This window comes from Rhizobium sp. CF080, assembly GCF_000282095.2.
Lineage (GTDB): Bacteria > Pseudomonadota > Alphaproteobacteria > Rhizobiales > Rhizobiaceae > Neorhizobium.
The window spans coordinates 173,371-198,798 of the sequence record NZ_AKKC02000016.1 but is presented as its reverse complement, the minus strand read 5'-3'; the positions used below and the strand labels follow the sequence as shown (position 1 = coordinate 198,798).

The 25,428-nt window shown below is 61.6% G+C and carries 31 protein-coding genes and 1 tRNA gene; 10 read left to right on the top strand and 22 right to left on the bottom strand.

Going from position 1 to position 25,428, the window contains the following annotated elements; all coding sequences use genetic code 11:
- Positions 1-114: 114 nt before the first annotated feature.
- Together PMI07_RS31205 and PMI07_RS31200 are read left to right on the top strand one after the other, a co-directional pair.
- Entirely contained in the window at positions 115-648 is a 534-nt protein-coding gene (locus tag PMI07_RS31205) for a MerR family transcriptional regulator (protein ID WP_007770266.1), read from the top strand.
- 98 nt (positions 649-746) lie between these two features.
- Complete coding sequence (locus tag PMI07_RS31200; protein ID WP_024164329.1) at positions 747-1,196, top strand: BA14K family protein; 450 nt, start codon at positions 747-749, stop codon at positions 1,194-1,196.
- A gap of 129 nt (positions 1,197-1,325) precedes the next feature.
- Here the strand turns inward: PMI07_RS31200 and PMI07_RS31195 are convergent.
- The 10 genes from PMI07_RS31195 to PMI07_RS31150 all read right to left on the bottom strand — a co-directional run bounded on the left by PMI07_RS31195 (position 1,326) and on the right by PMI07_RS31150 (position 9,272).
- Positions 1,326-1,402: transfer RNA gene (locus PMI07_RS31195), tRNA-Pro, on the bottom strand.
- A gap of 321 nt (positions 1,403-1,723) precedes the next feature.
- Positions 1,724-2,989: a flagellin gene (locus PMI07_RS31190; protein ID WP_024164328.1), complete on the bottom strand. Its 1,266-nt coding sequence runs from the start codon at positions 2,987-2,989 to the stop codon at positions 1,724-1,726.
- Positions 2,990-3,269: 280 nt separating this feature from the next.
- The gene (locus PMI07_RS31185) at positions 3,270-3,593 is read right to left on the bottom strand and encodes a hypothetical protein (protein WP_007774178.1); all 324 of its coding nucleotides are present in this window, start codon (positions 3,591-3,593) and stop codon (positions 3,270-3,272) included.
- Between the two features lie 184 nt (positions 3,594-3,777).
- Entirely contained in the window at positions 3,778-3,966 is a 189-nt protein-coding gene (locus tag PMI07_RS31180) for a hypothetical protein (RefSeq protein ID WP_007774177.1), read from the bottom strand.
- A gap of 105 nt (positions 3,967-4,071) precedes the next feature.
- Positions 4,072-4,221: a hypothetical protein gene (locus PMI07_RS35490; RefSeq protein ID WP_007774176.1), complete on the bottom strand. Its 150-nt coding sequence runs from the start codon at positions 4,219-4,221 to the stop codon at positions 4,072-4,074.
- A 75-nt stretch (positions 4,222-4,296) separates the two neighbouring features.
- The gene (locus tag PMI07_RS31170) at positions 4,297-4,545 is read right to left on the bottom strand and encodes a hypothetical protein (protein WP_051484296.1); all 249 of its coding nucleotides are present in this window, start codon (positions 4,543-4,545) and stop codon (positions 4,297-4,299) included.
- A 76-nt stretch (positions 4,546-4,621) separates the two neighbouring features.
- Complete coding sequence (locus tag PMI07_RS31165; protein ID WP_007774174.1) at positions 4,622-5,887, bottom strand: O-antigen ligase family protein; 1,266 nt, start codon at positions 5,885-5,887, stop codon at positions 4,622-4,624.
- Positions 5,884-7,437, bottom strand: a complete 1,554-nt coding sequence (locus tag PMI07_RS31160) for an undecaprenyl-phosphate glucose phosphotransferase (protein ID WP_024164326.1) — start codon at positions 7,435-7,437, stop codon at positions 5,884-5,886. The genes PMI07_RS31165 and PMI07_RS31160 overlap by 4 nt, the downstream gene beginning before the upstream one ends.
- A gap of 82 nt (positions 7,438-7,519) precedes the next feature.
- Positions 7,520-8,680, bottom strand: coding sequence for a glycosyltransferase family 4 protein (locus tag PMI07_RS31155; RefSeq protein WP_037088746.1), 1,161 nt, complete (start codon positions 8,678-8,680; stop codon positions 7,520-7,522).
- A gap of 7 nt (positions 8,681-8,687) precedes the next feature.
- The gene (locus PMI07_RS31150) at positions 8,688-9,272 is read right to left on the bottom strand and encodes a polysaccharide biosynthesis/export family protein (RefSeq protein WP_007764922.1); all 585 of its coding nucleotides are present in this window, start codon (positions 9,270-9,272) and stop codon (positions 8,688-8,690) included.
- Between the two features lie 187 nt (positions 9,273-9,459).
- On the opposite strand from PMI07_RS31150, the gene PMI07_RS31145 reads away from it, so the two are divergent.
- A complete protein-coding gene (locus PMI07_RS31145; protein ID WP_024164325.1) occupies positions 9,460-11,682 on the top strand; it encodes an exopolysaccharide transport family protein in 2,223 nt (740 codons plus the stop codon).
- Between the two features lie 4 nt (positions 11,683-11,686).
- Here PMI07_RS31145 and PMI07_RS31140 read toward each other — a convergent pair whose 3' ends face one another.
- Together PMI07_RS31140 and PMI07_RS31135 are read right to left on the bottom strand one after the other, a co-directional pair.
- On the bottom strand, positions 11,687-12,934 hold the full coding sequence (locus tag PMI07_RS31140; protein WP_007759349.1) for a GNAT family N-acetyltransferase: 1,248 nt from the start codon (positions 12,932-12,934) through the stop codon (positions 11,687-11,689).
- Between the two features lie 119 nt (positions 12,935-13,053).
- Complete coding sequence (locus PMI07_RS31135; protein WP_007759348.1) at positions 13,054-13,266, bottom strand: DUF2842 domain-containing protein; 213 nt, start codon at positions 13,264-13,266, stop codon at positions 13,054-13,056.
- Between the two features lie 142 nt (positions 13,267-13,408).
- Between PMI07_RS31135 and PMI07_RS31130 the strand changes: the two genes are divergently transcribed.
- Together PMI07_RS31130 and PMI07_RS31125 are read left to right on the top strand one after the other, a co-directional pair.
- Positions 13,409-14,509 carry a COX15/CtaA family protein gene (locus PMI07_RS31130; protein ID WP_007759346.1) on the top strand — a complete coding sequence of 367 codons (1,101 nt, stop codon included), beginning with the start codon at positions 13,409-13,411 and terminating at the stop codon, positions 14,507-14,509.
- Between the two features lie 157 nt (positions 14,510-14,666).
- Positions 14,667-15,074, top strand: coding sequence for a DoxX family protein (locus tag PMI07_RS31125; protein ID WP_007759345.1), 408 nt, complete (start codon positions 14,667-14,669; stop codon positions 15,072-15,074).
- Between the two features lie 143 nt (positions 15,075-15,217).
- Here PMI07_RS31125 and argC read toward each other — a convergent pair whose 3' ends face one another.
- The 3 genes from argC to PMI07_RS31110 all read right to left on the bottom strand — a co-directional run bounded on the left by argC (position 15,218) and on the right by PMI07_RS31110 (position 18,051).
- On the bottom strand, positions 15,218-16,150 hold the full coding sequence (gene argC / locus PMI07_RS31120; RefSeq protein ID WP_007759344.1) for an N-acetyl-gamma-glutamyl-phosphate reductase: 933 nt from the start codon (positions 16,148-16,150) through the stop codon (positions 15,218-15,220).
- A 73-nt stretch (positions 16,151-16,223) separates the two neighbouring features.
- Positions 16,224-17,174: an agmatinase gene (gene speB, locus PMI07_RS31115; protein WP_007759343.1), complete on the bottom strand. Its 951-nt coding sequence runs from the start codon at positions 17,172-17,174 to the stop codon at positions 16,224-16,226.
- An 85-nt stretch (positions 17,175-17,259) separates the two neighbouring features.
- A complete protein-coding gene (locus PMI07_RS31110; RefSeq protein ID WP_007759342.1) occupies positions 17,260-18,051 on the bottom strand; it encodes a phenylalanine 4-monooxygenase in 792 nt (263 codons plus the stop codon).
- A gap of 153 nt (positions 18,052-18,204) precedes the next feature.
- On the opposite strand from PMI07_RS31110, the gene PMI07_RS31105 reads away from it, so the two are divergent.
- The gene (locus PMI07_RS31105; RefSeq protein WP_007759341.1) at positions 18,205-18,666 is read left to right on the top strand and encodes an Lrp/AsnC family transcriptional regulator; all 462 of its coding nucleotides are present in this window, start codon (positions 18,205-18,207) and stop codon (positions 18,664-18,666) included.
- Between the two features lie 65 nt (positions 18,667-18,731).
- On the opposite strand, the gene rpsI is transcribed toward PMI07_RS31105, so the two are convergent.
- The 3 genes from rpsI to PMI07_RS31090 form a co-directional block, all read right to left on the bottom strand.
- Positions 18,732-19,199, bottom strand: a complete 468-nt coding sequence (rpsI, locus tag PMI07_RS31100; RefSeq protein ID WP_007759340.1) for a 30S ribosomal protein S9 — start codon at positions 19,197-19,199, stop codon at positions 18,732-18,734.
- A 2-nt stretch (positions 19,200-19,201) separates the two neighbouring features.
- A complete protein-coding gene (gene rplM, locus PMI07_RS31095) occupies positions 19,202-19,666 on the bottom strand; it encodes a 50S ribosomal protein L13 (protein ID WP_007759339.1) in 465 nt (154 codons plus the stop codon).
- 818 nt (positions 19,667-20,484) lie between these two features.
- On the bottom strand, positions 20,485-20,835 hold the full coding sequence (locus PMI07_RS31090; protein ID WP_007759338.1) for a hypothetical protein: 351 nt from the start codon (positions 20,833-20,835) through the stop codon (positions 20,485-20,487).
- Between the two features lie 87 nt (positions 20,836-20,922).
- On the opposite strand from PMI07_RS31090, the gene PMI07_RS31085 reads away from it, so the two are divergent.
- Positions 20,923-21,351: a CoA-binding protein gene (locus PMI07_RS31085; RefSeq protein WP_024164324.1), complete on the top strand. Its 429-nt coding sequence runs from the start codon at positions 20,923-20,925 to the stop codon at positions 21,349-21,351.
- Positions 21,352-21,398: 47 nt separating this feature from the next.
- Here PMI07_RS31085 and PMI07_RS31080 read toward each other — a convergent pair whose 3' ends face one another.
- Positions 21,399-21,824, bottom strand: a complete 426-nt coding sequence (locus PMI07_RS31080; protein WP_007758598.1) for a DUF6455 family protein — start codon at positions 21,822-21,824, stop codon at positions 21,399-21,401.
- A 124-nt stretch (positions 21,825-21,948) separates the two neighbouring features.
- Between PMI07_RS31080 and PMI07_RS31075 the strand changes: the two genes are divergently transcribed.
- On the top strand, positions 21,949-23,232 hold the full coding sequence (locus PMI07_RS31075) for an O-acetylhomoserine aminocarboxypropyltransferase (protein ID WP_007758599.1): 1,284 nt from the start codon (positions 21,949-21,951) through the stop codon (positions 23,230-23,232).
- A gap of 21 nt (positions 23,233-23,253) precedes the next feature.
- Here the strand turns inward: PMI07_RS31075 and bdcA are convergent, their stop codons facing one another.
- Positions 23,254-23,967: an SDR family oxidoreductase gene (bdcA, locus tag PMI07_RS31070; protein WP_024164323.1), complete on the bottom strand. Its 714-nt coding sequence runs from the start codon at positions 23,965-23,967 to the stop codon at positions 23,254-23,256.
- Between the two features lie 85 nt (positions 23,968-24,052).
- Between bdcA and PMI07_RS31065 the strand changes: the two genes are divergently transcribed.
- Positions 24,053-24,670, top strand: coding sequence for a TetR/AcrR family transcriptional regulator (locus PMI07_RS31065; RefSeq protein WP_007772551.1), 618 nt, complete (start codon positions 24,053-24,055; stop codon positions 24,668-24,670).
- The gene (locus tag PMI07_RS31060) at positions 24,667-25,011 is read left to right on the top strand and encodes a cupin domain-containing protein (RefSeq protein ID WP_007772550.1); all 345 of its coding nucleotides are present in this window, start codon (positions 24,667-24,669) and stop codon (positions 25,009-25,011) included. The genes PMI07_RS31065 and PMI07_RS31060 overlap by 4 nt, the downstream gene beginning before the upstream one ends.
- Here the strand turns inward: PMI07_RS31060 and PMI07_RS35205 are convergent.
- Together PMI07_RS35205 and PMI07_RS31055 are read right to left on the bottom strand one after the other, a co-directional pair.
- Entirely contained in the window at positions 25,001-25,153 is a 153-nt protein-coding gene (locus PMI07_RS35205; RefSeq protein ID WP_007772549.1) for a hypothetical protein, read from the bottom strand. The two genes, PMI07_RS31060 and PMI07_RS35205, sit on opposite strands and share 11 nt — an antisense overlap.
- A complete protein-coding gene (locus PMI07_RS31055; RefSeq protein ID WP_007772548.1) occupies positions 25,153-25,392 on the bottom strand; it encodes a hypothetical protein in 240 nt (79 codons plus the stop codon). Before PMI07_RS31055 ends, PMI07_RS35205 begins: the two co-directional genes overlap by 1 nt.
- Between the last annotated feature and the right edge of the window lie 36 nt (positions 25,393-25,428).

Here is a 25,428-nt window from a genome sequence, read left to right as displayed (position 1 = left end):
ATCTCCCGGCTTAAACCGTTGAGATATGTCCGATTCGGCGCATAATTCGCGCATGTATCGGAGGCTATGAGTCTGCCCTTGGGGCATGGGCAGCCTGCCGTTTGGAGTGTGACCTTGGAGAAGAGCCCGGACGCCTTTCGTACGATCAGCGAGGTCGCCGACGACCTCGATCTGCCGCAGCATGTGCTGCGTTTCTGGGAAACGCGATTCCCGCAGATCCGGCCGATGAAGCGCGGCGGCGGGCGGCGTTATTATCGTCCCGAGGACGTCGATCTCCTGAAGGGCATCCGCCACCTTCTCTACGATCACGGCTACACCATAAAAGGCGTGCAGAAGCTTCTGAAGACGAACGGCAACAAGTTCGTTTCGGCGATCGCCTCGGGCGATCTCGCCACGATGGAAGCGATCATGGCGGCAAACAGCGAAAAGCAGGTCGAGCCGAAGGTCAGCACGGCCGAAGAGGATCAGATCGTCGGCCGCCCCAAGGTGAAGCCGAGCGGCCGCTTTTTCGGTTTCGGCGCCTCCCACGAGGACGACATGGAAGTGTCGATCGGCAAGTCCAGCATCGGCAAGGAGGACCGCGCCCTGTTGCAGGAAGCGCTGTTCGACCTCCTGGAATGCAAGCGCCTCCTGGATCAGGTTCGCTAATTCAACGCACGGCAATGTTAAGCAAAATTTACCATTCACCTCTGGTTCAGGAGAAATGGAGGATCATTTCTTCATGAGGAAATCAGAGGAGGTGAATTATGAAAAAGAAGCTCGCCGTCGTCGTTTTATCCTTGATTACGGCTTTTAGCGGCGTCGCTCCCGCCCAGGCGTTCCCGTCGATCAGCGCCCCTAGGATCGAGGCGTCCCAGGATATCCAGCAGGTGCAATACCGCTGGCGCGATCGTGACCGCTGGGAAGGACGTCGCTATTATCGCGACCGATATTATGGCGACCGCCATTATCGCCGCCGTGGCTCGAATGCCGGTGCGATCATCGGAGGGCTTGCGCTTGGCGCGATCATCGGCGGAGCGCTGGCCCAGCCGCGCTATGCACCAAGATACGCACGGCGCTATTACGCGCCCCGGCGTTATGTCGGCGGCAATGCGCACGTGAACTGGTGTTATGCCCGCTATCGGTCCTACAGGGCCTACGACAATACGTTCCAGCCCTATTACGGCCCGCGCCAGCAGTGCTTCTCGCCCTACTGAGATCAGTCGCAGCGGGATGCAAACCTCAGCCCGCCCTGCCGGATCCGGTGGGGTGGGTAAATCGCGTGTGGAAATTCCCGGTTCCCGGAAAAGGCTTTTGATCTGACTGAGATTTCAAGGGGATTTAATTGGTCGGGGCGGCCGGATTTGAACCGACGACCCCTTGACCCCCAGTCAAGTGCGCTACCGGGCTGCGCTACGCCCCGACCTGCTCGATGAGCATGTTTTCCCTAGTCGCTCCGCTTTGCCGGCGCAAGCTCAAAATCCTCTGATCGGAAGAAAAAGAAAACGGTCGGTGCAAGAATGCCCGCAGTGGCGCAGATGCATCCCCGAAAGTCTCGCGGGATGTAGCCATCCCGTGTCTGGCATCCTCGCCTGTCCCAAAACGATGATCACGTGTTTCGCAGATGAAAACGGCGGCACATCCGCGCGGAAGCTGGAACATGAAAAAAGCCGCGTCCGAACTCGGACGCGGCCTCCGGAGGTGCGTGGCGTGGTCAGCCACCACGCCATTTCCCCTGTTTCGATTAACGGAAGAGCGACAGGATGTTCTGCGAGTCGGAGTTTGCGATCGAGAGCGACTGGATCGCCAGCTGCTGCTGGGTCTGCAGTGCCTTGAGCCGGGTCGACTCTTCGTTCATGTCGGCATCCACCAGTCGGCCGACACCCTGGTCGATCGAGTCGGTCAGCTTGGAGACGAAGTCCGTCTGCATTTCGAGACGCTTGGCCACCGCACCGAGCTTCGCCGCCCCGCTGGCCATCAGTTCCAGTTGACCGTCGACCAACGAGGTCAGTGCCGCCATGATGTCCTCATCGCTGGCTTTGGTACCCAGGCCGAGGTAGCTGACACCGCTGGAGTCGCGGTAGTCTTCGAGCCTGGTGATGTCGAGGTCGGAGATGGAGATGTCCGTACCGTACTTGATGCCGGCCGTCGCGGTCGCACCAGCCGAGAAGTCGTAGCCCTTGGTGGTGTAGACTGCATCGATATAAGCGCCGCCGACCTTGATCATATAGGTGCCGTTGGAGCCCGAAGAGTAGACGCCGTTGGTATCGCCCCGCATGAACACGCCGCCGCCGATGTCCTTCCAGACAGAGTTGGTCGCATAATACGAGGACGTGTTGACCTTGCCGAAATATTGCTTCTGGTTGGTCGTGCCGTCGTCGTAATTGATGGCACGGAAACCGTTGAGGGCATTGGCGTCGAGAAGACCACCACGGCCGCCGCTCAGGTCGAACAGGACGTTGGTTTCGTCGAGGACGACGTTGATGGTCTTGACCGTGACATTGCCGTCGGCGTCACGGACGAACGAGCCGACGAGCTGTTTGCTGATTTCGCTGCCGGCCTGGATGATGCCCGTGGTGGCGTTCTGAGTGCCGCCGATTTCGGCCTGGAGCCAGTTTTCGCCGGAGAAGGAGGCGGAGGAAGCGATGCTCTTCAGCTGGCTCTGCAGCTGGGTGATTTCTTCCTGGACCTTGGACTTGTCGACGCCCGGTTCGGAAGCGGCAACCAGCTTGTTCTTGATTTCGGTGACGACGTCGATGGCCGATTCCATGGCGGAATAGGCGGTATCGACCTTGGCAGCGCCAAGACCGAGGGCGTCCTGGACCGCAGAAAGCGCGCCGTTGTCGGAACGCATGGTGGTGGCGATCGACCAGTAGGCGGCGTTGTCGGAAGCGGTGCCGACGCGCAGGCCCGAGGAAACGCGGCTCTGCGTGGAATCCATATCGGAAGCGATACCGCGCAACGTCTGGAGAGCGGACATGGCCGCAATATTGGTAAGAATGCTCGTCATTTAGGTGCCCCTTGAATGGCTGATGGCGGGAAGGGACATTCCGGGCTGTATTTACCGGCACGTCGGTCCGGCGTCATGCCCACTCGGTTTCTTCAATCTGAAGGAACACCAAATCCGTCGTACGGGGCAAATCTGGCTTCAACTCCTTGCCAATTTATTTACGGTAAACATGAAAACTAACAATTGCTCTTAATTTGCTGCATCTGCGCTGGACGGCACATCCCGAAAAAAAGCCCCGCCGGCGGGCAGGGCTCTCGATCCGTTGGCCAATCGCGGCAGGTCAGATTTCAGGACAGCCGCGGCGGTTGGCGAAAGTGATGCGATCCGGCCCGTTGCTGGTGAGCCCTTCGACGGTGACGCTGCGGCTGGTCACGCGCACGACCTGGGCGTCGCGAAAACCTTCGTCGCGGGCGGCGGCCCGCGCTTCGCCCAAGCTGCAGCCCCGCCGGTCATAGTCGCGTTCCCGGTCGCGGATCATCGGCCGTGGACCATCAGGGCCCAAGCGGAGTTCGATATCCTGTGCGGAAGCGGGAGTGGAAAAGGCGCCGATCGCGCTCAGCGAGAGGGCAACGGCAAGCCCGGTGCTCGAGATCAGTTTCATCATGGTTATCCTCCTTCGGCGCTGCGGTTTCACCGCCTGGGCGCCAGTGGGTTCACGAAAGACCAACTAGAAGAGGGAGGCAAAGGTTCCTTGAAAGAGCATTTCAATGTAAAACCAGAGGCTACACATGCTCGGAAATTCGGCATGGAGACGACGCAAAAGATAATTGCCGTATTTGTCCGTATGTCTACCGGAAGCGTGGCGCGCGGCTCGCATTCATCAGCAATTCCTGCTGGGATGCAAATGGCCCGAGAAGCTTCAGCAGTCGAGATTCTTCTTGACGGTCAAGACGATAACGCTTGGCAAACTCGGCGACGCTCCAGACTTTCTTGAAGCCTTTACTGTCGACATCGTCTGGATTCATGCGCGTGGTCATAATTATCCCCTTTTCTTGCTTATTTGAACCTAAATTCACATGGTGAATTTTTGTTCCAGGCAAGTCTGATCTGTTATCGTTAAAAATGTATCCTCTTAGTAACCCTCACTTTTCTTGGACTTTTATACCATTCTGGCCGATGCTCAGCTCGACGCCCTTCGGCTTGGTTTCCTCGCGATAGGCATAGAAGCCGAGGCCGATGACGACCACGAGCAATGCGCCGATGATGAGATATAGATTGTTGGTGCGTGTCATGCGTAAACCCCCTGCATAATTTCCAGCGGCGGGAAAACGCATGGGAACTCAAAGAGTTCCCGCGTCGCGGCAATATCAATCGTCGTTTGCGGCGTTGAGGTTCTGTGGACGAATTCCCTCGTCCTGGAACTGCTGGCGTAGCCGGAGACCCGGCCCGGCGCCGGCATCGTCCTGTCCGGCACCGAGGAACAACACACCCTTCGACTCGAAGATCGACCGCAGCCGGTCGGTGATATCAGCGTTGGCGAAGACCTGCGAGGCTTCGGCTTCTTCGATCGCGGATTTGGAAATCCCGGATGCGGCGGCGAGTTCCTCCACCGTCATTCCTGTCATCGCGCGTGCGGCGCGGAGTTGAGAAACCGTCAGCATGATAGGAAATTTGGAGCGCTAGGCTGCAAAGTCAAGCGGGCCTGGGCGAGGGGGACCGCCGCTGCGACCGGATGAAGCGGTGTTCCAGCGCCACGCAGCCCCAGACGATGCCGAGCAGCAGATAGAAATGCCGCCAGTGGTCGGTATCGATGACGTTGCCGATGATCGCGTGGCCCAATATCATCACCCAGGCGATCATCAGATAGGCCTGCCACGGGCGTTCGCGCAGCATGTAGCGGAAACCGAACCACAGCGTCGACCAGATCATGATCTGATAGGTGACCGCGCCGAGCCAGCCATAGGTAGTCAGCGTCTTCAGCCAGATATTGTGCTCGTCCTCGCCGAAGATCTTGCCGAACGCCATCGGGCCGAGACCGAGCGGGCGCTCCATGGCCATCAGGAAGCCGATCTTGTGGCGCTCGAAACGGCCAAGGCGGGCGCCGTCGTATTCCTGCACCAGCTTGGCGCGGTTCATGAACAGGTCGGAGACCTGCGGGAACTGCAGCGCGATCGCCAGCGCCAGGACGAGGAAGATCGCGGCTCCGCCGGCGATCGCCAGGATCTTGAAGCGGAAGGCGGTCGTGCGCTCCTTGAGCAGCATGACGATGACCAGCGCGATGCCGGCGAACACCAGGAGGCCCCAGGCGGCGCGCGAGAAGGAGAGGAAGATGCCCAGCGCTAGGATGAGGATGCCGCCGATCAGCATCGGCGCCTTCATCAGCGGTCCGGTGAGCAACCGGTAGAGGAGGTAGAGGAGGGGGGCGACGAGATAGGGACCGAAGACGTTCGGGTCCTGGAAGGCGCCCATGGCGCGATTGTAGCGGGTGAAGACATGCGAGCCCGGAAAGGCGTTGAAATATCCCAGAATGCCGAGCAGCGAGGTGATGATCGCCGCCACTACCCAGGCCTTGAAGATCAGGTTGAGGCGCCGATGGTCATCCTCGATGATCGCCGCGTAGAAGACCGCGCTCAGCGCCAGGAAGCCCGAGACGGCGAAATACATCGGCGCCTCGCTCATGTTCTTCATGATCAGCATGGTGAACAGGCCGCCGATATTGAAGGTCAGCATCATGACCAGCAAAGGCGCGACGGTGCGCGATATCTTCAGCCCCAGCAGGAACCAGATGGCGATCTGTATCACCATGATCAGTTCGTACGGCGCCGGTTCCGAGATGACGAAGCCCGACAGGAAGACACCGAAGGCGACAAGACCGGAGCCGGCAAGCCTCAGCGCCGCAAGCCGGCTGTCGAAACCCACTGGGTGGCCGCGCCCGCGGCTATAGTCGAGCGTGCTCAATAGGCGTTGTCCGTGTTGAGCAGCTTGATCGGCGTCAGGAACAGGATCTTCAGGTCAAAGAGCAGCGACCAGTTCTCGATGTAGTCGAGGTCGTAGGCCGTGCGGGCGCGGATCTTTTCGTCGCTGTCGAGTTCGCCGCGCAGGCCATTGATCTGCGCCCAGCCGGTAACGCCCGGCTTGACGCGGTGGCGGGCGAAATAGCTCTCGACCACATCGACATATTTGCGCGTGCCCGTCTGGGCGAGCACCGCATGCGGGCGCGGGCCGACGAGCGAAAGCTGGCCGCGCAGCACGTTGAACAGCTGCGGCAGCTCGTCGATCGAGGATTTGCGCAGGAAGCGGCCGACCCGCGTGACGCGCGGATCACCCTTGGTGACGGCCTTGACCGCGGTCTGGTCGCTGAGATCGGTGTACATCGAGCGGAACTTCAGGACGTCGATGATCTCGTTGTTGAAGCCGTGGCGCTTCTGGCGGAACAGGATCGGCCCCTTCGACGTCGCCTTCACGGCAATCGCCGCAGCCAGCATGATCGGCCAGGTGAGGAGGAGGCCGACCACCGAAAAGACGATGTCGAAGACGCGCTTGGCGACCGAATCCCAGTCGCGGATCGGCTTGTCGAAAATGTCGAACATCGGCACCGCGCCCACATGCGAATAGGAGCGCGGGCGGAAGCGCAGGCGGTTCGCATGGGCAGCGAGACGGATATCGACCGGCAGCACCCAGAGCTTGCGCAGCAGCTGCAGGATGCGGGCCTCGGCACTGGCCGGCAGCGCGATGATCAGCATGTCGATGCGGGCGAGGCGGGCGAATTCGATGAGTTCGGCGAAGGTCCCGAGCTTCGGGTAGCCGGCGACGACGGTCGGTGAGCGATCGCTGTTGCGGTCGTCGAAAATGCCGCAAATGCGGATGTCGTTGTCGGGCTGCTGTTCGAGTTGGCGGACGAGCTGCTTGGCTGGTTCGCCGCCGCCGACGATGATGGCGCGGCGTTCCATCACGCCATTGCGTCCCCAGTGGCGGATGGCAAAGGCGGTGAGCTGCCGCTCGAGGAAGAGGAAAGCGGCACCGGTGATGAACCAGGCGCAAAGACCGGCAAGCGGATAGGGGGTGGGTTCGACGAGATAGAGGGTCGATGCCGTCAGCAGAAAACCGATCGCCCAGCAGACGAAGACGCGCCTGGCGGTGCGCTGGGCGCCGCGCAGCGACGGGATCTGGTAGGTGTCGGCCACCTGCAGAAGCAGCACGGTGAGTGTCGAGCCCCAGGCGACAAGCGCGAACCGGGCGAAAAAGCCGGTGAGATCGATCGGCGAGAAAAGCGCCCCGACGCCAAGACCGATCCCCAGCAACGCCAGAAGTTCGAACAGCCGGAACTGGCCGATCAGCATTGTCGGCGAATAGCTGTCGTTGCGGAACTGCTCGGCGATCTGGCGGGCAAACGGATTGAGCACGGTGGCATTCGCCGGATCGTGCTTCTCGTCGGCTGCACGGAGTTCCGAAACCTTCTTGCGAAGGCTTTCGACATCGAACTGCTCGGACTTGTTCGGCTGGTTCATAGACCGATCCCTTTGGCCTTCCAGTCCCGGGGGGCGCAGGAAGATATGGGAAACGCTTACCAAAAAGAGGTGAAGGAAGCCTTTAGCCGCGGCCGGAATCAGGCCTCGAACCTGTCAGATATTGATACAGGCCGAGCATTTCTCGGGCCATGACAGAGGCGGAAAACACCGCCTTGAAGGCTTCCGGTTTCGGCATCACCGCGTCCTGCCAGCCGGGCGTGGTGACTGCCTGGGTCATCACGCGGGCGAGATCCTCGGCGTCCCCGGGCATGGCAAGCGCCGCACTGGTATCGCCGAGCACCTCCGGAATGCCGCCGACCCGGGAGGCGATCACCGGCTTGCCGGCCGCCAGGGCCTCGAGCACGATATAGGGCATCGCTTCGGCGCGGGAGGGAACGACGACGATCTTTGCCATGGCAAACGCGTCGCGCGCCGGCATGGCCGGCCGCATCTGGATGCGGCGGCCAAGCCCGCGCTCGGCCATCATCGCCTCGTAGCGGTCGCGATCCGGGCCGTCGCCGACCATCAGCGCCGAAAGCGGGTGGCCGATCGCCCTTTCGGTGCGCGCGAAGGCGTCGATGAAGACATCCGGACCCTTGAGGTCGCGCAGCATGCCGATATAGAGGAAGTGCGGTGCCGAGGGATCGGTGTCGATCGTTTCGAACTCGGCATCTTTGATGCCGTTGTAGATGACGCGGGAAACCTTGCGCGGCTTGCCGACCTTGGCCTCGTAGGTGCGCCGCTCATAGTCGCAGACGAAGACGAGGGCGTCGCCGAAATGCTCCTGGAAGCGTTCCAGCCGCAGCACGGCCTGGCCGGAAAGGCTCGACCGGCTGAAGTGCAGGCTGCCGCCATGCGGCGAATAGAGGCGGGCTACGCGATACCTGTTGACCCGCAGGGCTGAGCCGATCAGCCGGGCAATGGCGCCCCCCTTGGCGCCGTGCCCGTGCAGAATGTCCGGCTGCAAGCTCTTGATATGTTTGTAACTCCTGTAGATCGCTCCGAAATCGGAAGGGGCGATCGCGCGCCGCATCGGAATGCGGGTGAGGCCGAGCGAAAGCTGTGGCCTGATGCTGTCGAAGAGGCGGTTCTCATGCGCTCCGCCGGTCGAGTTGTCGCACAGGATGCCGACCTCGTGGCCGGCCGCCCGATGCTCCTCGACGAGATCGCGCACATGGCGGAAGATCCCGCCGACGGGCGACCTGAAGCAGTGGAGTATCCGCAAGGGAGGGCTCTCAGCCATGGACCGGTCAGAACAGCCGCTCGCGGACATAGATCGTGTCGCCGGCAAGCACCGTGGAAGAGATGACGGTGCGGCCGGTCAGCACCTGGCCGTTGATCTTGCGGGTGACGTCGATGTCGCGCTGGTTGCCGCGGGAGGTGAAACCGCCGGCAATGGCGATCGCGTTTTGGGCGGTCATGCCGGGCACGTAGGAATATTGCCCCGGCCGGCCGACTTCGCCCATCACGAAGATGGGACGGTAGCGGTCAATCTCGGCGGTGACGTCCGGATCGCGCAGATAGCCCTGCTTCAGGCGTGAGGCGATGGAGCCTTCCAGCGCCGGCAGCGTCTGGCCGCGGGCAGCGACCTGGCCGATCAGCGGGAAGGCGATGTAACCGGCCTGGTCGACCGTATAGGTATTGGTGAGGCCGGGCTGCTCGAAGACGCTGACACGCAGACGGTCGCCGCTGTCGAGCCTATAGGGCTGCATGGTCGCTTCCTGGAAGCTCTTCGGAGCGGGCGCATAACTGGTGCAGCCGGCAAGCGCAGTCGCCGCAAGGGCGAGCGCAGCCAAGTGTCTGGCCATCACGCGTTTGAAGGGGGCGAAGGACATTTCCGCGTTCCAGGCTCCGGCTGTTCATACCATCTGTCCCCGTTATCGATCCGTTAGGGTTAATGCCCGGTAAAGAGGCCGGGCATTTCGAGATTTTCTTGGAGCTTTAACGGCTGTACTCGGCCATTAACCCTCGCGTTACCATGATCCTTTACTCTTCGCCGAAACCGATCAGTTGGAGCGTATCATGTCAGGCGTAAACGGTGGCAATCAGGACGTGGATATCGACCTCGGGCGGGTCATCTCGGCGGTCTGGGAACGCAAGGGCAGGATTTTGGGCGCGACGATCGTCGCAGCCGCAATCGCACTGGTCGGCACCAGCCTGATGAAGCCCAGCTATAAGGGCGAGACGCGGATGCTGATCGAATCCCGCTCGCCGAACCTTGCGGGAGGGGATGCCGCCGCGCAGGCCAACGATCCGCTGCTGGACTCGCTCAACATCACCAGCCAGGCGCAGCTGCTGCAATCGACCGACCTCATCAAGCGGGTCGCCCGCGACCTCAACCTCGCCAAGCTCAAGGAATTCGATCCGGCCGCGCAATCCTTCCTGCCCGATCCTCTGGTCCTGATCGGCCTGAAGCAGGATCCGATGAAGCTCGACCCGGAAGACCGGGTGATCCAGGAATTCCGCGACAAGCTGAATGTCTACGCGGTCGAGAATTCGCGCGTCATCGCCATCGAGTTTTCCTCGCGTGATCCGAAGCTCGCAGCCGAGATCCCGAACCGGATGGCGGAGGCTTACCTTAAGATCCAGAGCGGCGCCAAGCTCGACACCCATTCCGAGACTGCCAAGTGGCTGGAGCCGGAAATTGCCAACCTGACCCAGAAGGTCAAGGAGGCCGAGAAGAAGGTGGCGGACTACCGGTCCTCCAACGGCCTGTTCCAGACCACCGAGACCAACAGTTTCTCGACCCAGCAGCTCAACGACATCTCGACCGAGCTTGCCCGTATCCGCGGCGAGCGGGCGAATGCCGAGGCGCGCGCCGAAAATGTCCGTGCTGCTCTGAAGGCCGGCCGCGCCTCCGATACGCTGAGCGATGTCGTCGGCTCGCAGGTCATCCAGCGGCTGAAGGAAGCGGAAGCCAATCTGCAGGCGCAGATTTCGGACTCCTCGACCTCGCTGCTCGAAGGCCATCCGCGGCTGAAAGGCCTGCGCGGCCAGCTTTCCGGCATCCGCCTACAGATCGAAAGCGAGACCAAGAAGATCCTCGCGAGCCTCGACAACGAAGCTGAAATGTCGCGTATCCGCGAGCGTCAGTTGATGGGGCAGCTCAACGGGTTGAAGGCGGATTCCGCCAAGGCGGGCGAAGAGGAAGTAGGCCTGCGCGCACTGGAACGCGAGGCCACCGCCCAGCGTCAGCTCCTCGAAACCTATCTCGCCCGCTACCGCGAAGCGAGCTCACGTCTCGAGGGCAATTCGAGCCCGGCCGACGCCCGCGTTGTCTCGAAAGCCGTCGAACCGTCGGAGCCCTATTTCCCGAAGATTATCCCGATCGTCATCGTCGTTTCGCTCGCGACGTTCATCTTCGGCTGCCTGATCGTCATCGTCATCGAGCTCTTTTCCGGCCGTGCTCTGCGCCCGTCGGGCGTTCGTGATGTCGAGGACGACTTGATACTCGAACCTGCCGCATCGGCAGCCGCGGCTCCGTTGCCGGTCCATCAGATGCAGGCCGACGCCGCCCGTTTCGACCGGCCGGAACCCGCCCGCGAAAACCCGAAGAACGCGGCAGCGCTCGCCTATGCCAGGATCGCCGAACAGTCGCTTTCCGAGAAGGAGAGCGAAGAAGAGGATGCCGTGGCGGAGCCCGACGACCGCGGTTTCACGATAGGCTCTGTTGCACATTACCTGCAGCGTCACGATGTCCCCGTCGCGATCGGTATCTCACCGGGCGGTGACGAAGGTTCGACGGCGACCGTCATGCTCGCCCGCGAGCTCGCCGAGCGTGGCCGCACCGTCGTGCTGGTCGACATGACCGGTTCCGCCACTCCGACGGAGCTGATGGCGGAAAATCCGAAGCTTCCCGGCATTACCGATCTTCTCTGCGGCGAGACCGCGTTTGGCGATGCGATCCATCCGGACCGGCTCTCCGACGCGCATATCATCCCGCACGGCGCTTCGGATCCGGCCCGTGCCATGCGCGGCGCCGACCGCCTGTCGATGATAGTAGATGCGCTGGCCGATGCCTATGACCTGGTGCTGATCGAATGCGGCCCGGCCGAGATCGCCGGCATCTCGCGCCTGACACGCAACGCGATGGCAGAAATCATCCTGTCGGTCCCGGGCTTCAAGGATGAAGAGGTCGCCGAACTGGTGACGGATTTCGAAGCGGCCGGCTACAGCAACCTGCTGGTCATGGCGCAGGCCGGCGACCGGCGTTCGCCGCGCCCCGGCAAGCGCCGCGCCGCCTGATTGATCACTCCGCGTCGGAGGCGGGAGCTTCCGGCACTTTCGGGCACTGGCGGGACCGCCAGCGCTGGGCCATCGCATAGAGATGCGGATTGCGCTTGATCGCCGCCTTCGTCTTGGTCACCCCGATCAAAAGCGGGCGCATCAGCGAACCCTTCCAGGTGAGCGGCAGCAGGATATCGTGCTGCACCGTTTCCCGGGTGCACCAGTTGCGCTTGTAGGGTTGGTCGCCGACCCCGAAATCGAACACGGTGGCGCCTTCCCGGCAGGACAGCTCGATCATCAGCCAGAACAGCAGTTCGCCCGGACTTGCCTCCGGGCAGATCGTTTCGTCGATCGAACTGAACTGGCAGATCACGTGGTCGCCCTTGCGCGACAGGCCGGCAACTGCCGCGATATGGCCGTCATGCTCGCCGCGCAGGCGGATCGCGTGCAGCGTCAGGGGCGTATCGGTCCCTTCGGCCGGAATATCCATGAGGCGGTGGAAGAAGTCATGGATACCGGCTGCGTGAAAGACGTCCGGCAGGCCGAACAGCCTCAGCCGCTCGCTCTTCTGCCGGAAGAACGTGTCGAGCAGGGCGTGTTTTTCAGTCGGGTCGGTCGGGGCGATATGATCATAGCCGCCGATCGCCTCGATCTTCCGGCTCTGCGAGCGAAACTTCTTGCGGCGGCTCTTGGCGTTCAACTGGGCAAGCGTCGCCTCGAAATTTGGGAAGAGCGGAAGCTGGAAGGAATGGTTCTGGTTCTCGATCGTCGCCAGACCGGCAAGCGGATGCCGCATACCGCGCCAGACGAGCGGGATATTGTCGAGAACGACGAGATCGGCTTTGTCCGAAAGCGCGAGCCTCAAGCCATAGGCGAAGTTCTGTAGTTCCTCCGCATCGGGTGCGGCAAGGTCTGCATCGAAAAGGCCGGTATTGATGTTGTTGAACCGGTCGCCGAGCAGACGGGCGATCCGCACGCCGCGTTCCGGGACAATTTCGAGCGGCAGGATGAAAAGCACGCGGTCGCCGACGAAACCTTGAACGATCGCCAGTTCGTTGCGATGCGCCTGCGCCCAGGCAAGGCACCAGTCGAAACCCTGGTGCAGGGAGTTCTTGGTGAGGTTTTCGAGGCGTCGCCATTCGGCTTCCAGTGGACCGAGATCGGCGACAGCAATAAGGCTGAGCGCGGCAAACCGGACCGTCCGGTCATCGGTTCGCAGGTCGAGCTTTTCCTCGATCTGCTCTTCGTGGTGGATTTCACGCTGCTGCATGGCTTCGCCCGCTGATGCCGTTTGGCTGGCAACATAGGGGGAGGGCACCAAAAATCGGTTTACCGGTGGGTTTCAGCCCTGCGAAACCGCTGCCGCTGGTTAACCGTTGGTAAAACCGATCACGGTTTCGGCTTCGGCCCGGCCATCCATTTGATGATCACCATGGCCGGCAGGATCCAGAGGAGGCCGCTGATCAGGAAGTAGAGGAAATGGACCCACCAGGGGGAGGTGGCAAGCAGCAACATGGCGAAGGTCGTGGCGGCAAGCGCATAAACGATCACCAGGATGATGATCAGGATCGTGCCGATGAAACTTCTCAAACGCGGGACCAAGACGTCTTCTCCTATCCGCGACCGCATGCCGCAAAGCGCCGGGGCTTGTTTTGCATGGGTTGATGGGGCAAAGCAACGCGAAATGCTTGTGGGCGCTTGCCATGTGCCGCGTCCTTTTGGCTTGAGCGACAGGAGCATACCCATGTCGGCAACCGATGCTGTGATCATCGATGTCCTGAACCATACCAAGCGCCGCGAGCGCGACCGCAAGGCGGTGCGCATCTGGCTCGGCGTCGTCGTCTTCACGCTGTTCTGTCTCGTGCTGGTCGGCGGCGCGACGCGGCTCACCGATTCCGGCCTGTCGATCACCGAATGGAAACCTATCCACGGCGTCATCCCGCCTCTGTCGGCTGCGGAGTGGGACGAGGAGTTCCGCCTCTACCAGCGCATCCCGCAATATCAGGAAATCAACAAGGACATGACAGTCGACGAATTCAAGTCGATCTTCTGGTGGGAATGGGCGCACCGGTTCCTCGCCCGCTCGATCGGCATGGTCTTCGCGCTGCCGCTGATCTTCTTCTGGCTCACCGGCCGCATCGAAAAGCGTTTGCGCGGCCCCCTGGTCGGCCTGCTCGCGCTCGGCGGCTTCCAGGGTTTCATCGGCTGGTGGATGGTGTCTTCCGGCCTCACCAAACTGGTCAGCGTCTCGCAATACCGGCTCGCCACGCATCTGGTCATCGCCTGTCTGATCTTCGCCGCCTGTATTTGGATCATGCGCGGGCTGGCGCCGCACAGCCGTGACCTTCCGCCGACGGCAAGATCCAAATGGGCGGCTGGCGGCATCGCCTTCCTAGTCCTCTTCCAGATCTATCTTGGCGCCCTGGTGGCCGGGCTCGATGCCGGCCTTTCCTATAACACCTGGCCGCTGATGGACGGTGCTCTGGTCCCCGGCGATCTCTTCGTCCAGCAGCCCTGGTGGATCAATCTGTTCGAGAACCCGAAGACGGTGCAGTTCGTGCACCGCTGCGGCGCCTATGTTCTGTGGGCCGCGACCCTCGTGCACATGATCATCTCGCTTCGGCTGGCCCCGGGCTCGACCCATGCCCGCCGTTCCGTCCTGCTGTTCGGACTGGTGACGGTCCAGGCCGTCATCGGCATCTCGACGCTGGTCATGCAGGTGCCGCTCGATCTGGCGCTGACGCACCAGGCTGCTGCACTGATCGTCCTGGGTTTTGCGGTCGCCCACTGGCGCGCGTTTGTCGGCGAATATCCGCCGGAGACGGCGATCGTCACGCGGAGCTGATCTCCCACACATTGCTAGACACAGGCGAAGGCGGGCGGATCAATCTTCCATCCGCCTTTTGTCTGTGAAAAAATCGCGGCCTTGTGTCGGATTTGGAATTCCGCGCCCGTCCTTGAGACATAGTTCAAACGGCTTCGGCCAAGGAGAGGGTAGGGTTATGGCAAAGACAATCGCAATTCTCGTCGCAAGGCTGATCTTCGGCGGCCTGTTCGTCATGGCGACGGTATTCAAGTTTCTCGACATGCACGCGACCGCAGCCTTCATCGCGGGCGCCGGTTTCCCGTTCCCGCTGTTCCTCGCCTGGGTCGCGGCGATCTTCGAGGTGGGGCTGGCCCTCGCATTCCTGACCGGCGCGTTCTTCTCGGAGGCCGCCTTGCTCGCTGGCGCCTACGTCATCTTCCTGGCCTTCGCTTTCCATGGCCCGAGCCATTGGGAAGCCAACCAGGCGGAGTTCGGCTTCTTCGTCGACCACTTCACCTTCCTGGCCGGCCTGCTGTTTGCCGCCGTGCATGGACCGGGTGAAAAGCTTGCCGTCAATCTGGGTCTGAAGCGGGTGTTTGCCTAAGCTCGCTGCATCACGTTGGGGACCGAGGCGGCAACGGCAAGCGCGTCGTCGCGGTCTTTTGCGTTGCCGTTCTCGTCATGCCGCGCGGCAGACAGGCAGCCAAAGGCGAAGGCGTATTGCGGGAAAGGAAATGCTTCCCGCCATCAGGCCGAAAGCATCAGGTCCATGTTCTGGACGGCAGCACCCGAAGCGCCCTTGCCGAGGTTGTCGAGCAGGGCCACGAGATTGACATGCGCACCGCCCGGCGTGCCGAACACGAAAAGCTTCATCGTGTCGGTATCGACCAGCTCTTCCGCATCGACGCGCGGCAGGGCCTTGCTCTCCTCCAGCGGCACGACGGTGACGATGTCCTGGCCGGCATAATGCTCGACCAGCACCTTGTGGATGCTCTCCATCGTCGCGCCTTCCTTGAGATCTTCGAGGAATAGCGGCACCTGGACGATCATGCCTTGCGCAAAACGGCCGACCGACGGCGAGAAGATCGGCGCCCGGTCGAGCTGGCCGTGGATCTTCATCTCCGGCACGTGTTTGTGCTTGAGGTTCAGGCCGTAGAGGAAATTGTTGGCCGAGATCGCGTCTTCCCGCGATTGGTCTTCCATCTGGCCGATCAGCTGCTTGCCGCCGCCGGTATAACCGGAGACCGCGTTGACCGTGACCGGATAACCGTCGGGCAGGATGCCGGCGGCGCGCAGCGGCCGAAGGAGGGCGATCGCGCCGGTCGGATAGCAGCCAGGATTGGCGACATGCCGCGAGGCCTTGATCTTGTCGGCCTGCGCCTTGTCCATTTCCGCAAAGCCGTAGGCCCAGGCGGGATCGACGCGGAAGGCGGTCGAGGTGTCGATTACCCGCACTCTGTTGTTGCCGGCAAGCATTGTCACGGCTTCCCGCGACGCATCGTCCGGCAGGCAGAGGATGGCGACATCGGCGCTGTTCAGGAGATCCTCGCGCATGGCGGCATTGCGCCGCTCCGCTTCCGGGATAGACAGCAATTCGACGTCGCGGCGGCCGGCCATGCGGGTGCGGATCTGCAGTCCCGTGGTGCCGTGTTCGCCATCGATGAAGATTTTCGCTGTCATGGTCATTGTCCTGTTAGATCAGTGCCTTGGGTTGAGCGCCGGATTCAGTCTACCAGCAAGTTGATTCAGAAAATTAACGGACCGCGCGTCGTTCCGCTCGAAGCCCGAGCATATACATTGCAACCGTCGCCCCTGCAATGGCGGTGATATCCGCATGATCATAGGCCGGCGCCACTTCGACGACATCGGCGCCACGGATATCGAGGTGCCCAAGCTGGCGCAGGACCGACAGGATTTTCGCGCTCGAAGGCCCGCCGGCGACCGGCGTGCCGGTTCCGGGCGCGAAGGCCGGGTCGACGCAGTCGATGTCGAACGTCAGGTAGGTCGGCGTTTGCCCGACATGATCGAGGATCGCCTTTGCGATTTCGGCTGCCGTCATCTCCTCGACCTCGTGGCCATAAAGGAGGCGGATCCCGAAATCTTCCGGCGCGTGGGTGCGGATGCCGACCTGGATCGAGCGGGCAGGATCGATGATGCCGGCCCGTACCGCCCGCGCCACGAAAGAGCCGTGGTCGATCCGTCCCTCCTCGTCTAGCCAGGTGTCCTGATGCGCGTCGAACTGTACCAGCGCCAGCGGCCCGTGTTTGGCCGCATGGGCTTTGAGTAGCGGCCAGGTGACATAGTGGTCGCCGCCGAGCGTCAGCAGGAAGGCGCCGCTGTCGAGGATGACATTCGCCTGGGCCTCGATCGCAGCCGGCGTCTTCTGGTGGTTGCCGTAGTCGAGCAGGCAGTCGCCGTAATCGATGACGGCCATGTCTGCGAAGAGATCGCGCCGGAACGGATATTGCGGATCGTTGTCGAAGATCGCCGATGCCCGCCGGATCGCCTGCGGCCCGAACCGGGCGCCCGGCCGGTTGGAGGTCGCGGCATCGAAGGGAATGCCCCACACGACCGTATCCACACCGGTCAGATCCTTCGTGAAGCGGCGGCGCATGAAGGACAGAGCCCCGGCGAAGGTGGGATCCGACGCGGCTGAGGTCAGGCCTTTCGCAGTGAAGGCATGGTCGATCGACTTTTCTGCCATGGCGTCCCTCCATTGTTAACGTGGCGGGAACGTTGGACAATAAGGGCCGACAAGGCAAGCCTGAGCGAGAGAGAATTCCTTCCGCTCAGGAAGCCTTGGCTTCGAAAACCGGTGGGAAATCGCCAAGCGCCTTGGCGTCCCTGATCCGCGCGCCGATATCCTCCTCGATGATCGATTCCAGCTGCGCGAAGCTGTCGATGACATAGTAGATCGGCTGGACAATATCGATGCGATAGGGGGTCCTCAGCACCGTCATCAGATCGAAGGGCCGGAATTCGGCTTCCTTGCCTTCCATCGCCGCACGCGTCTCGTTGGGCGATGAGACGATGCCGGCCCCGAAGCAGCGGCGGCCCTCCGGCGTATCGATCAGGCCGAATTCGACGGTAAACCAGAAGATCCGGAACAGATGCCAGGAATATTCCCGGCCGAGCCCGACGGCCTTTTCACCAAAGCGGCGGACGAAATTGGCGTAGCTCTGGTTGGTGAGGAGAGGGCAGTGGCCGAAGACCTCGTGGAAGATATCCGGCTCTTCGATATAGTCGATATGCTCGCGGCGGCGGATGAACGTTGCCAGTGGAAACTTGCCCTGCGACAGCAATTCGTAGAAGCGCGATGGCGGAATGAGGGCGGGAACGCCCTCCACGCCGAATCCGGTGGTCTCGTTGAGGCGCCGGTCGACATCGCGAAGCTGGGGAACCTTGTCCGGCTTCAGCCCAAGCGCCTTGACCCCGTCCAGATATTCCCCACAGGCCTTGTCGGCCAAGAGCGTCATCTGGCGCTGGTAGAGTTCGCTCCAGATCAGGTCTTCCTCGCTCGTGTAGCGATAGATGCCCTCCGCATCCGGCAGGGTCGCCGAATAGGTGCTTTGCTTGCTCATGAACGACCTCCCATTCGTTAAGCCAATGAGCCGAGGGTATTCCAGCCGCCGGCTGCCAGATCACCAATATATCTCTGAATACGCGGGTAATCATTTCAGCTTTGCCGAATTGAGATTAAATAATGGGAGGATATTCCAGGAGGAGGAAGCTTCATGAAAGAAAATCTGCAGGCCGCCCGCAAGCTTCTGCAGCTCGTGCAGGCGGGGGATGGCTCATCGCTCGCCGAATTGGCGGAGAAGGCCGGCATGTCGCAAAGCACCGCCTGGCGGAAGGTCCAGGAATTGGAGGCCGAGGGCGTCATTCGAAAGCGGGTGGCACTTCTCGATCCGGCAAAGCTCGACCTCAAGCTCTGCATCGTCGCCCATGTGACGCTGGAGGATCACCACGAGGAGGCGATCGAGGCCTTCGCCACGGTCGTGCGCGACCGACCGGAGATCATGGAGTGTTACGCACTGTCCGGGACATTTGATTATATGCTGAAGATCAGGGCGCGCGATGTCGAAGCCTATGAGGCTTTCATGACCCGCCACCTGATGCGCAATCCGCATGTGCGCAACGTGGTCTCCAGCTTTGTTCTTCGCGAACTGAAATCGACGACCGAACTGCCGATATGAGCGTTGCCTAAACGAAAAAGGCGGAGCCGAAGCTCCGCCTTTTGAAGGTACAAGTTCCGAAGCGATTAACGCTTGGAGAACTGGAAGGAGCGGCGGGCCTTGGCCTTGCCGTACTTCTTACGCTCTACCACGCGGCTGTCGCGGGTCAGGAAGCCACCCTTCTTGAGCACGCCGCGAAGGCCTGGCTCGAAGTAGGTGAGTGCCTTGGAGACGCCGTGACGAACAGCGCCGGCCTGGCCGGAGAGGCCGCCACCGGCGACGGTCGCGACGATGTCGAACTGGCCGGTGCGGGCAGCGGCGATGACCGGCTGCTGCAGGATCATCTGCAGGACCGGACGGGCGAAGTAGGTCGAGAAGTCACGGCCGTTGACCGTGATCTTGCCGGTGCCGGCCTTGACCCAGACGCGGGCGACGGCGTTCTTGCGCTTGCCGGTCGCGTAGGAGCGGCCGAGGCTGTCGACCTTGCGGACATAGACCGGAGCGGCAGCTTCGGAAGCCGGCGCGAGGTCCTTCAGGGAGGAAAGATCGGCCATTATCAGGCGCTCCTTACGTTCTTGCTGTTCAGCGATGCCACGTCGAGAGCGACCGGCTGCTGTGCTTCATGGGGATGGTTGGAACCGGCATAGACGCGCAGGTTCTTCATCTGGCGACGGCCGAGCGGACCACGGGGAACCATGCGCTCGACAGCCTTCTCGATGACGCGCTCCGGGAAGCGGCCTTCGATGATCTGGCGCGCGGTGCGCTCCTTGATGCCACCCGGATAACCGGTGTGCCAGTAATAGGTCTTGTCGGAATACTTCTTGCCGGTGAGGACACACTTTTCCGCATTGATGATGATGACGTTGTCGCCATCATCGACATGCGGGGTGAAGGTGGGCTTGTGCTTGCCGCGGAGCCGGTTGGCAACGATGGTAGCGAGGCGACCGACAACGAGGCCTTCGGCATCGATGATCACCCACTTCTTCACCACCTCGGCAGGCTTCTGAACGAAGGTTGACATGTCTTTAGCTCTTTCATCTAGGACCCGTGACACTCGAAAAGGTTCGAATGCAGGGCGTTTCTTGTTGCTTGGATTGCCTTGGCCGAAGCCGGCAAAAAAGAAAGCGGGCCGAGAAGGTCCGCGATCTGGGCGGCTTATACCGAGGGAGGCCAAAAGCGTCAAGGAGACGGTTTTGCCGAGGCGAAAAATAGATTAAGCAAAATCAATGGCTTGTGTATGTGGTTTTATGATACCACAACTTTTCGGGAGAAATTGGGAGGCGCTTGATACCCAAATGACGGGTTCTGCCCACCGCGGCTGTCAAACCGGGCATTCGGCCGTTGTCCGGAAAGGAAGCCCCCTGTTTTTCCCGATGGGAAAGAAAACCCATCCAATACCCGCCGGCCGGAAATGTTGTCGCACGGCAATATGACGTCTGCGAACAGCCGTTGGACGCCCCGAAAGATCTGTTGATATGGCACGCCGAGTTGCGCCACCTGTCGGCCCATCGCTCGTTCGATCTATATCCTGAGTTGTGTAAATCGAAAGACGGCGAATGATGAGTGAATTGCCGAGTCCATGCTTTCTTGAAGGTTTTAGGGGGATTTTGGAGGGCAGGATAGCTGTCATGTGCTCATGTTTCAATACGATGCATCAAGAAGGGCGGAACCTGACAAATGTTGGGTGGAACCAAGTTTGCCCACCAAAATCTAGTAGCACTTTCTAATTCAACCATAAGATGGTGCTAATATGTACATGTACATAAAGTGAATATTGAGGGAACGCTTAGGGAATATTGGGGTGCAGAGCTTTCTCGATTTTTTGAGTCAAGAAGCCGGTTAAAATCTCAGGCAGCCTGCCTGGAGAGGAAAACAATCTTCGGGATCGGGTCTTCTTTTGCAGGCACGAACGGGACAGCTCGGCGTATCGGCCGTCGGCACCGTCGCCCGGTCGGCGAATTCGTGGCCGTCGCAGTAGCCGCTGTCGACGACATAGCGGTCGTAGAGCGTCATCCGCGCCTTGTTGCGGGATGGGTAACGCAGGATCACCGCGCCCTCGCGGCTGATCGCCCGCTGTACGGCAGCACAGGACATGCCGGTGGAATTGTAACGCGATATTGCGGCAGCCGGCTCAGCCGGGAGGAAGGTGCCGCAGGCGATGATCGCAAGACAGCCGATAAATTTTTTCATGACCTGCATCCCTTTTGACGAGACGCGGACTTACATAGCGCGGAAGCACTGCGCCGCCAGAGGCGCGCCACCACCGGAGCCGCCGTCATGAACCATGACCATTACGACAATGCCTATATCGCCGATATCCTGAAGGGCACCCGGACGATTGCGCTACTCGGCGCGTCCCCGAATGCCGACAGGCCGAGCAACCGGGTCATGGGTTTCCTCATCTCCAAGGGCTATACGGTGTTTCCGGTCAATCCCGGCCAGGCGGGCAAGCAGATCCTTGGTCAGACGGTCTACAGGACGCTTTCGGACGTGCCGCAGCCGGTCGACATGGTCGATGTCTTCCGGGCGGCCGAGTATCTGGACAGCGTGGTCGACGAGGCGGTCGCGCTCGAAACCAAGCCCAAGGTGATCTGGGGCCAGCTGAGCGTGCGTGACGACAAGGCTGCCGCAAAGGCGGAGGCCGCCGGCATCAAGGTCGTCATGGATCGCTGCCCGGCGATCGAGTATCCCCGCCTGATCGCCTGAGGTGCCCGCCTGAACGGATCGGCTGACCTGGCCATTCGGACGCCTGGCTATCTGGCGAGCAGTTCCGGCCGGCTGCGCATGTCGTCGAGCATCTCGGCATTGCCGCAATAGTTTGCGAAGTCGGCGGCGGCGCTGCCGTCGGCAAGTTCGCGCCGGCAGCGGGTCTTCTCGCCGCAATGGGTGCAGGTGACGTGCATTTCGCGGAATTCCGCCGGCTCTTCCAGACTGGCTTCCTCCGGGTCGATATTGAGCAGCTTCATCAGCGCCAGCATCTCGTCGGCTGCATGCGGGCCCTTGGCGATGAAGTCGCGCAGTTCCTGCTCCGACAGGGCGTTGTCCTGCGCCAAGAGCTTGACGGTTTCATCGTCGAGGCTGGCGAGAAGCTTCGCTTCGTTGATCGCCTCCCACGTGGCGGAACACCAGCGCTTCAGCCTGTCGGCGAGATTTTCCGGGGTATGGATCGTGTTGTCCATCGTGAACTCCTCTCTATTTCCCATGAGGATAGGTTCCGGAGAACGATATTCCTTGATCGTGATCAACCGCCGGGGTCTGTTGCAGCGCTATCAACCGGGCGCCATCTCAAGGGGAGGGACTATTATGCCGACACTCAATCCGGGATTTTCGACGCTGGCCGTGCATGCGGGCGCGCAGCCCGACCCAACGACCGGGGCGCGGGCGACGCCGATCTACCAGACGACGTCTTTCGTCTTCAACGATGCGGACCACGCAGCCGCCCTTTTCGGCCTGCAGCAGTTCGGCAATATCTACACCCGCATCATGAACCCCACCCAGGCGGTGCTGGAAGAGCGGGTGGCGGCCCTCGAAGGGGGCACCGCGGCGCTGGCGGTCGCCTCCGGCCATGCCGCCCAGATGCTGACCTTCCACACGATCATGCAGCCGGGCGACAATTTCATCGCGGCTCGAAAGCTCTATGGCGGCTCGATCAACCAGTTCGGCAATGCGTTCAAGAGTTTCGACTGGCAGGTACGCTGGGCCGATACCGATGATCCGGCAAGCTTCGAGGCCGGCATCGACGAGCGCACCCGGGCGATCTTCATCGAGAGCCTTGCCAATCCCGCCGGCACGTTCGTGGATATCGCGGCGATTGCCGAGGTGGCGCAAAGACGCGGCATTCCGCTGATCGTCGACAACACGATGGCGACCCCCTATCTCGTCCGGCCGCTCGAACACGGCGCCGACATCGTCATCCATTCGCTGACCAAGTTCATGGGCGGACACGGCAATTCCATGGGCGGCGTGATCGTCGACGGGGGAACGTTCAACTGGTCGAAATCGGGCAACTACCCGATGCTCTCGGAACCACGCGCCGAATATGGCGGCGTCGTCCTCTATCAGGCTTTCGGCAATATCGGCTTCGCCATCGCCTGCCGCGTGCTGGGCCTCCGCGATATCGGGCCTGCGATCTCGCCCTTCAACGCCTTCATGATCCTGACCGGCATCGAAACGCTGCCATTGCGCATGCACAAACACAGCGACAATGCCGCCGCTGTCGCGAAATGGCTGAAGGCGCATCCAAAGGTCGCCTGGGTCAGCTATTCCGGCCTCGAAGACGACCCGAACCACGCCCTGCAGATGCGATATTCGCCAAAGGGCGCCGGCTCGGTCTTCACGTTCGGCGTCACCGGCGGCTACGAGGCGGGCAAGACACTGGTTGAAGGTCTGCAGCTGTTCTCCCACCTCGCCAATATCGGCGATACCCGCTCCCTAGTCATCCATCCGGCTTCGACGACACACCGGCAGCTGACCGAGGAACAGCAGATCGCTGCCGGAGCCGGGCCGGACGTGGTGCGCCTGTCGATCGGCATCGAAGATGCCGCCGACATCATCGCCGACCTCGACCAGGCTTTGTCGAAGATCTGAGAGAAGGGATAACGGCCGGCGTCAGGCGCCAAAACCGCCGTCGATCGTCTGCAGGGAGCCGGTGACGAAGCCGGCTTCCGGACCGGCGAGATAGGCGGCAAGGCCGGCGATCTCTTCCGGGCGGCCGTGGCGCTTGATGGCCATGAAACCGTGCATGAAGGCGCTCATAGGACCGTCTTCCGGGTTCATGTCGGTGGAGGTCGGGCCGGGCTGGATGACGTTGACGGTGATGTTGCGGTCGCCGAAGTCGCGGGCGAGGCCCCGCGCCATGCCCTGCATGGCCGACTTGGTGAGCGCATAGGCAGCACCGCCCGCAAACGGCATGCGGTCGCCATTGACCGAGCCGATGACGATGATCCGGCCGCCGTCCGGCATGCCGCGGGCGGCTTCCACCGCCGCATGGTACGGTGCCCGGACATTGACGTCGATCATCCGGTCGACCGCGTCGGCTTCGAGTTCCAGCGGATTGCCGAGTGCCAGCGTACCGGCGCTGATGATCAGAATGTCGAGCGGGCCGGCATCACGGACGGTACCGATCACGGCCGCGCGGTCGGCCGCGTCCGAGCGGACTGCTTTGGTGCCGGTTTCTGCGGCAAGAGCATCTGCCGCATCCTTCGAGCCGGCATAGGTGAATGTCACGTCGGCGCCATCGCCGGCAAAACGGCGGACGATCGCAGCCCCGATGCCGCGGCTGCCGCCGAGAACCAGCGCTTTCTTTCCATGGAAGTCAGTCATTGTCGTGTCTCCTTGATTGAGGCTTGAGATTTAATGTAATGAGCGCTACATAAATTGAACGAGCATGGTAGTCAAGGATTTTGTAATGAGCGCTACAAAAAAAGTCTCGACGCGGGGCAGGCCGCGCGCTTTCGACAAGGAAGAGGCCTTGGCCAAGGCCCAGGCTCTGTTTCATGCCAAGGGGTACGACGCCCTGAGCGTCGCCGACCTCACCGAGGCGATCGGCATCAATCCACCGAGTTTTTATGCCGCCTTCGGCAGCAAGGCCGAGCTCTACGGCGCAGCTCTCAAGCGTTATGAGGAAAAGGAAGGTCTGGATATTTCAGGTGCTCTGGCACCGGACAGGCCGCTCGACGAGGGGGTGGCCACGCTGCTGAGACAGGCCGCCGACAACTATGGCAGCGGTGCGGCGCCGGGCTGCATGGTAATCGAGGGGGCAAGGGGCACGGCTGACCAGCAGGCCTGCAGCCAGGCCCGGCGCATGCTGGACATGAGCCGTGCCGTCATCGACGCGGCAATCGCCGGCCGTGAACCGGAGCGCGCAGAACTCATCACCGACTACATCATGATGACGATGGCCGGCCTTTCCGCAAGCGCCCGCAACGGCGTCCCGGCAGAACGCCTGCGGGCCATAGCCGCGATCGCGTCAACACAGCTTTCCCACCATATCGAGGGGATCGCACCCAAGGGGACCAAACAATGAGCGCCTGGATCAAATTCGACCTCTCGTCCATCGAACCGGAAGAGGGCGCCCCGGCACCGGACCGGCTGGTCTCCGGCAGCCCGACATTCCGAACCTGGAATTTCGAGGAAGCCGACGGCGGGCTCTATGCCGGCATCTGGGAGGCAACGCCCGGTAAGTGGCGGATCGTTTATGAGGAGTGGGAATATTTCCACATCCTCTCCGGCCATTCGATCGTCACGGAGGAGGGCGGCGAGCCGGTCCAGTTGAAGGCCGGCGACAGCATGATCCTCAGACCCGGCTTCAAGGGAACCTGGGAAGTCGTTGAAACGACTCGCAAGGATTACGTGATCAGGGTTTGAGGGGCGTGTGGTGCGCAAGCTTGCCGTTGCGGGCCGCCGCGGCCGCCAGAGCCTTGTCGAACGTCGCCAGCGAAAGATCCAAGCGCATGGAGAGTTCGAGATAGGCGGCGGCAACGGATGCGTCGATGACAATGCCGGCCACTATTCGCGGCCTTCGTCGCGTGCCGACATCATTTCATCGAAGGTGACGTTGTCGAAGAGTTGCCGGATCTTCTGCAGGCGTTCGTGCCGGGTGCCCGCATCGTCCAGCCTCGGTGCTTCTGCAGGCGAGAACCGGGCGAGAGGTTTGCCGTTTTCGACGAGCACGGTTTCCCCATGCCGGACGTGATCCAGCATGTCGGCAAAATGGCGATCGGCTTCCGCAACGGAATATGTCCGCATTCTGAACCTCCGAGATCGATGTAGAATATGGCTCAG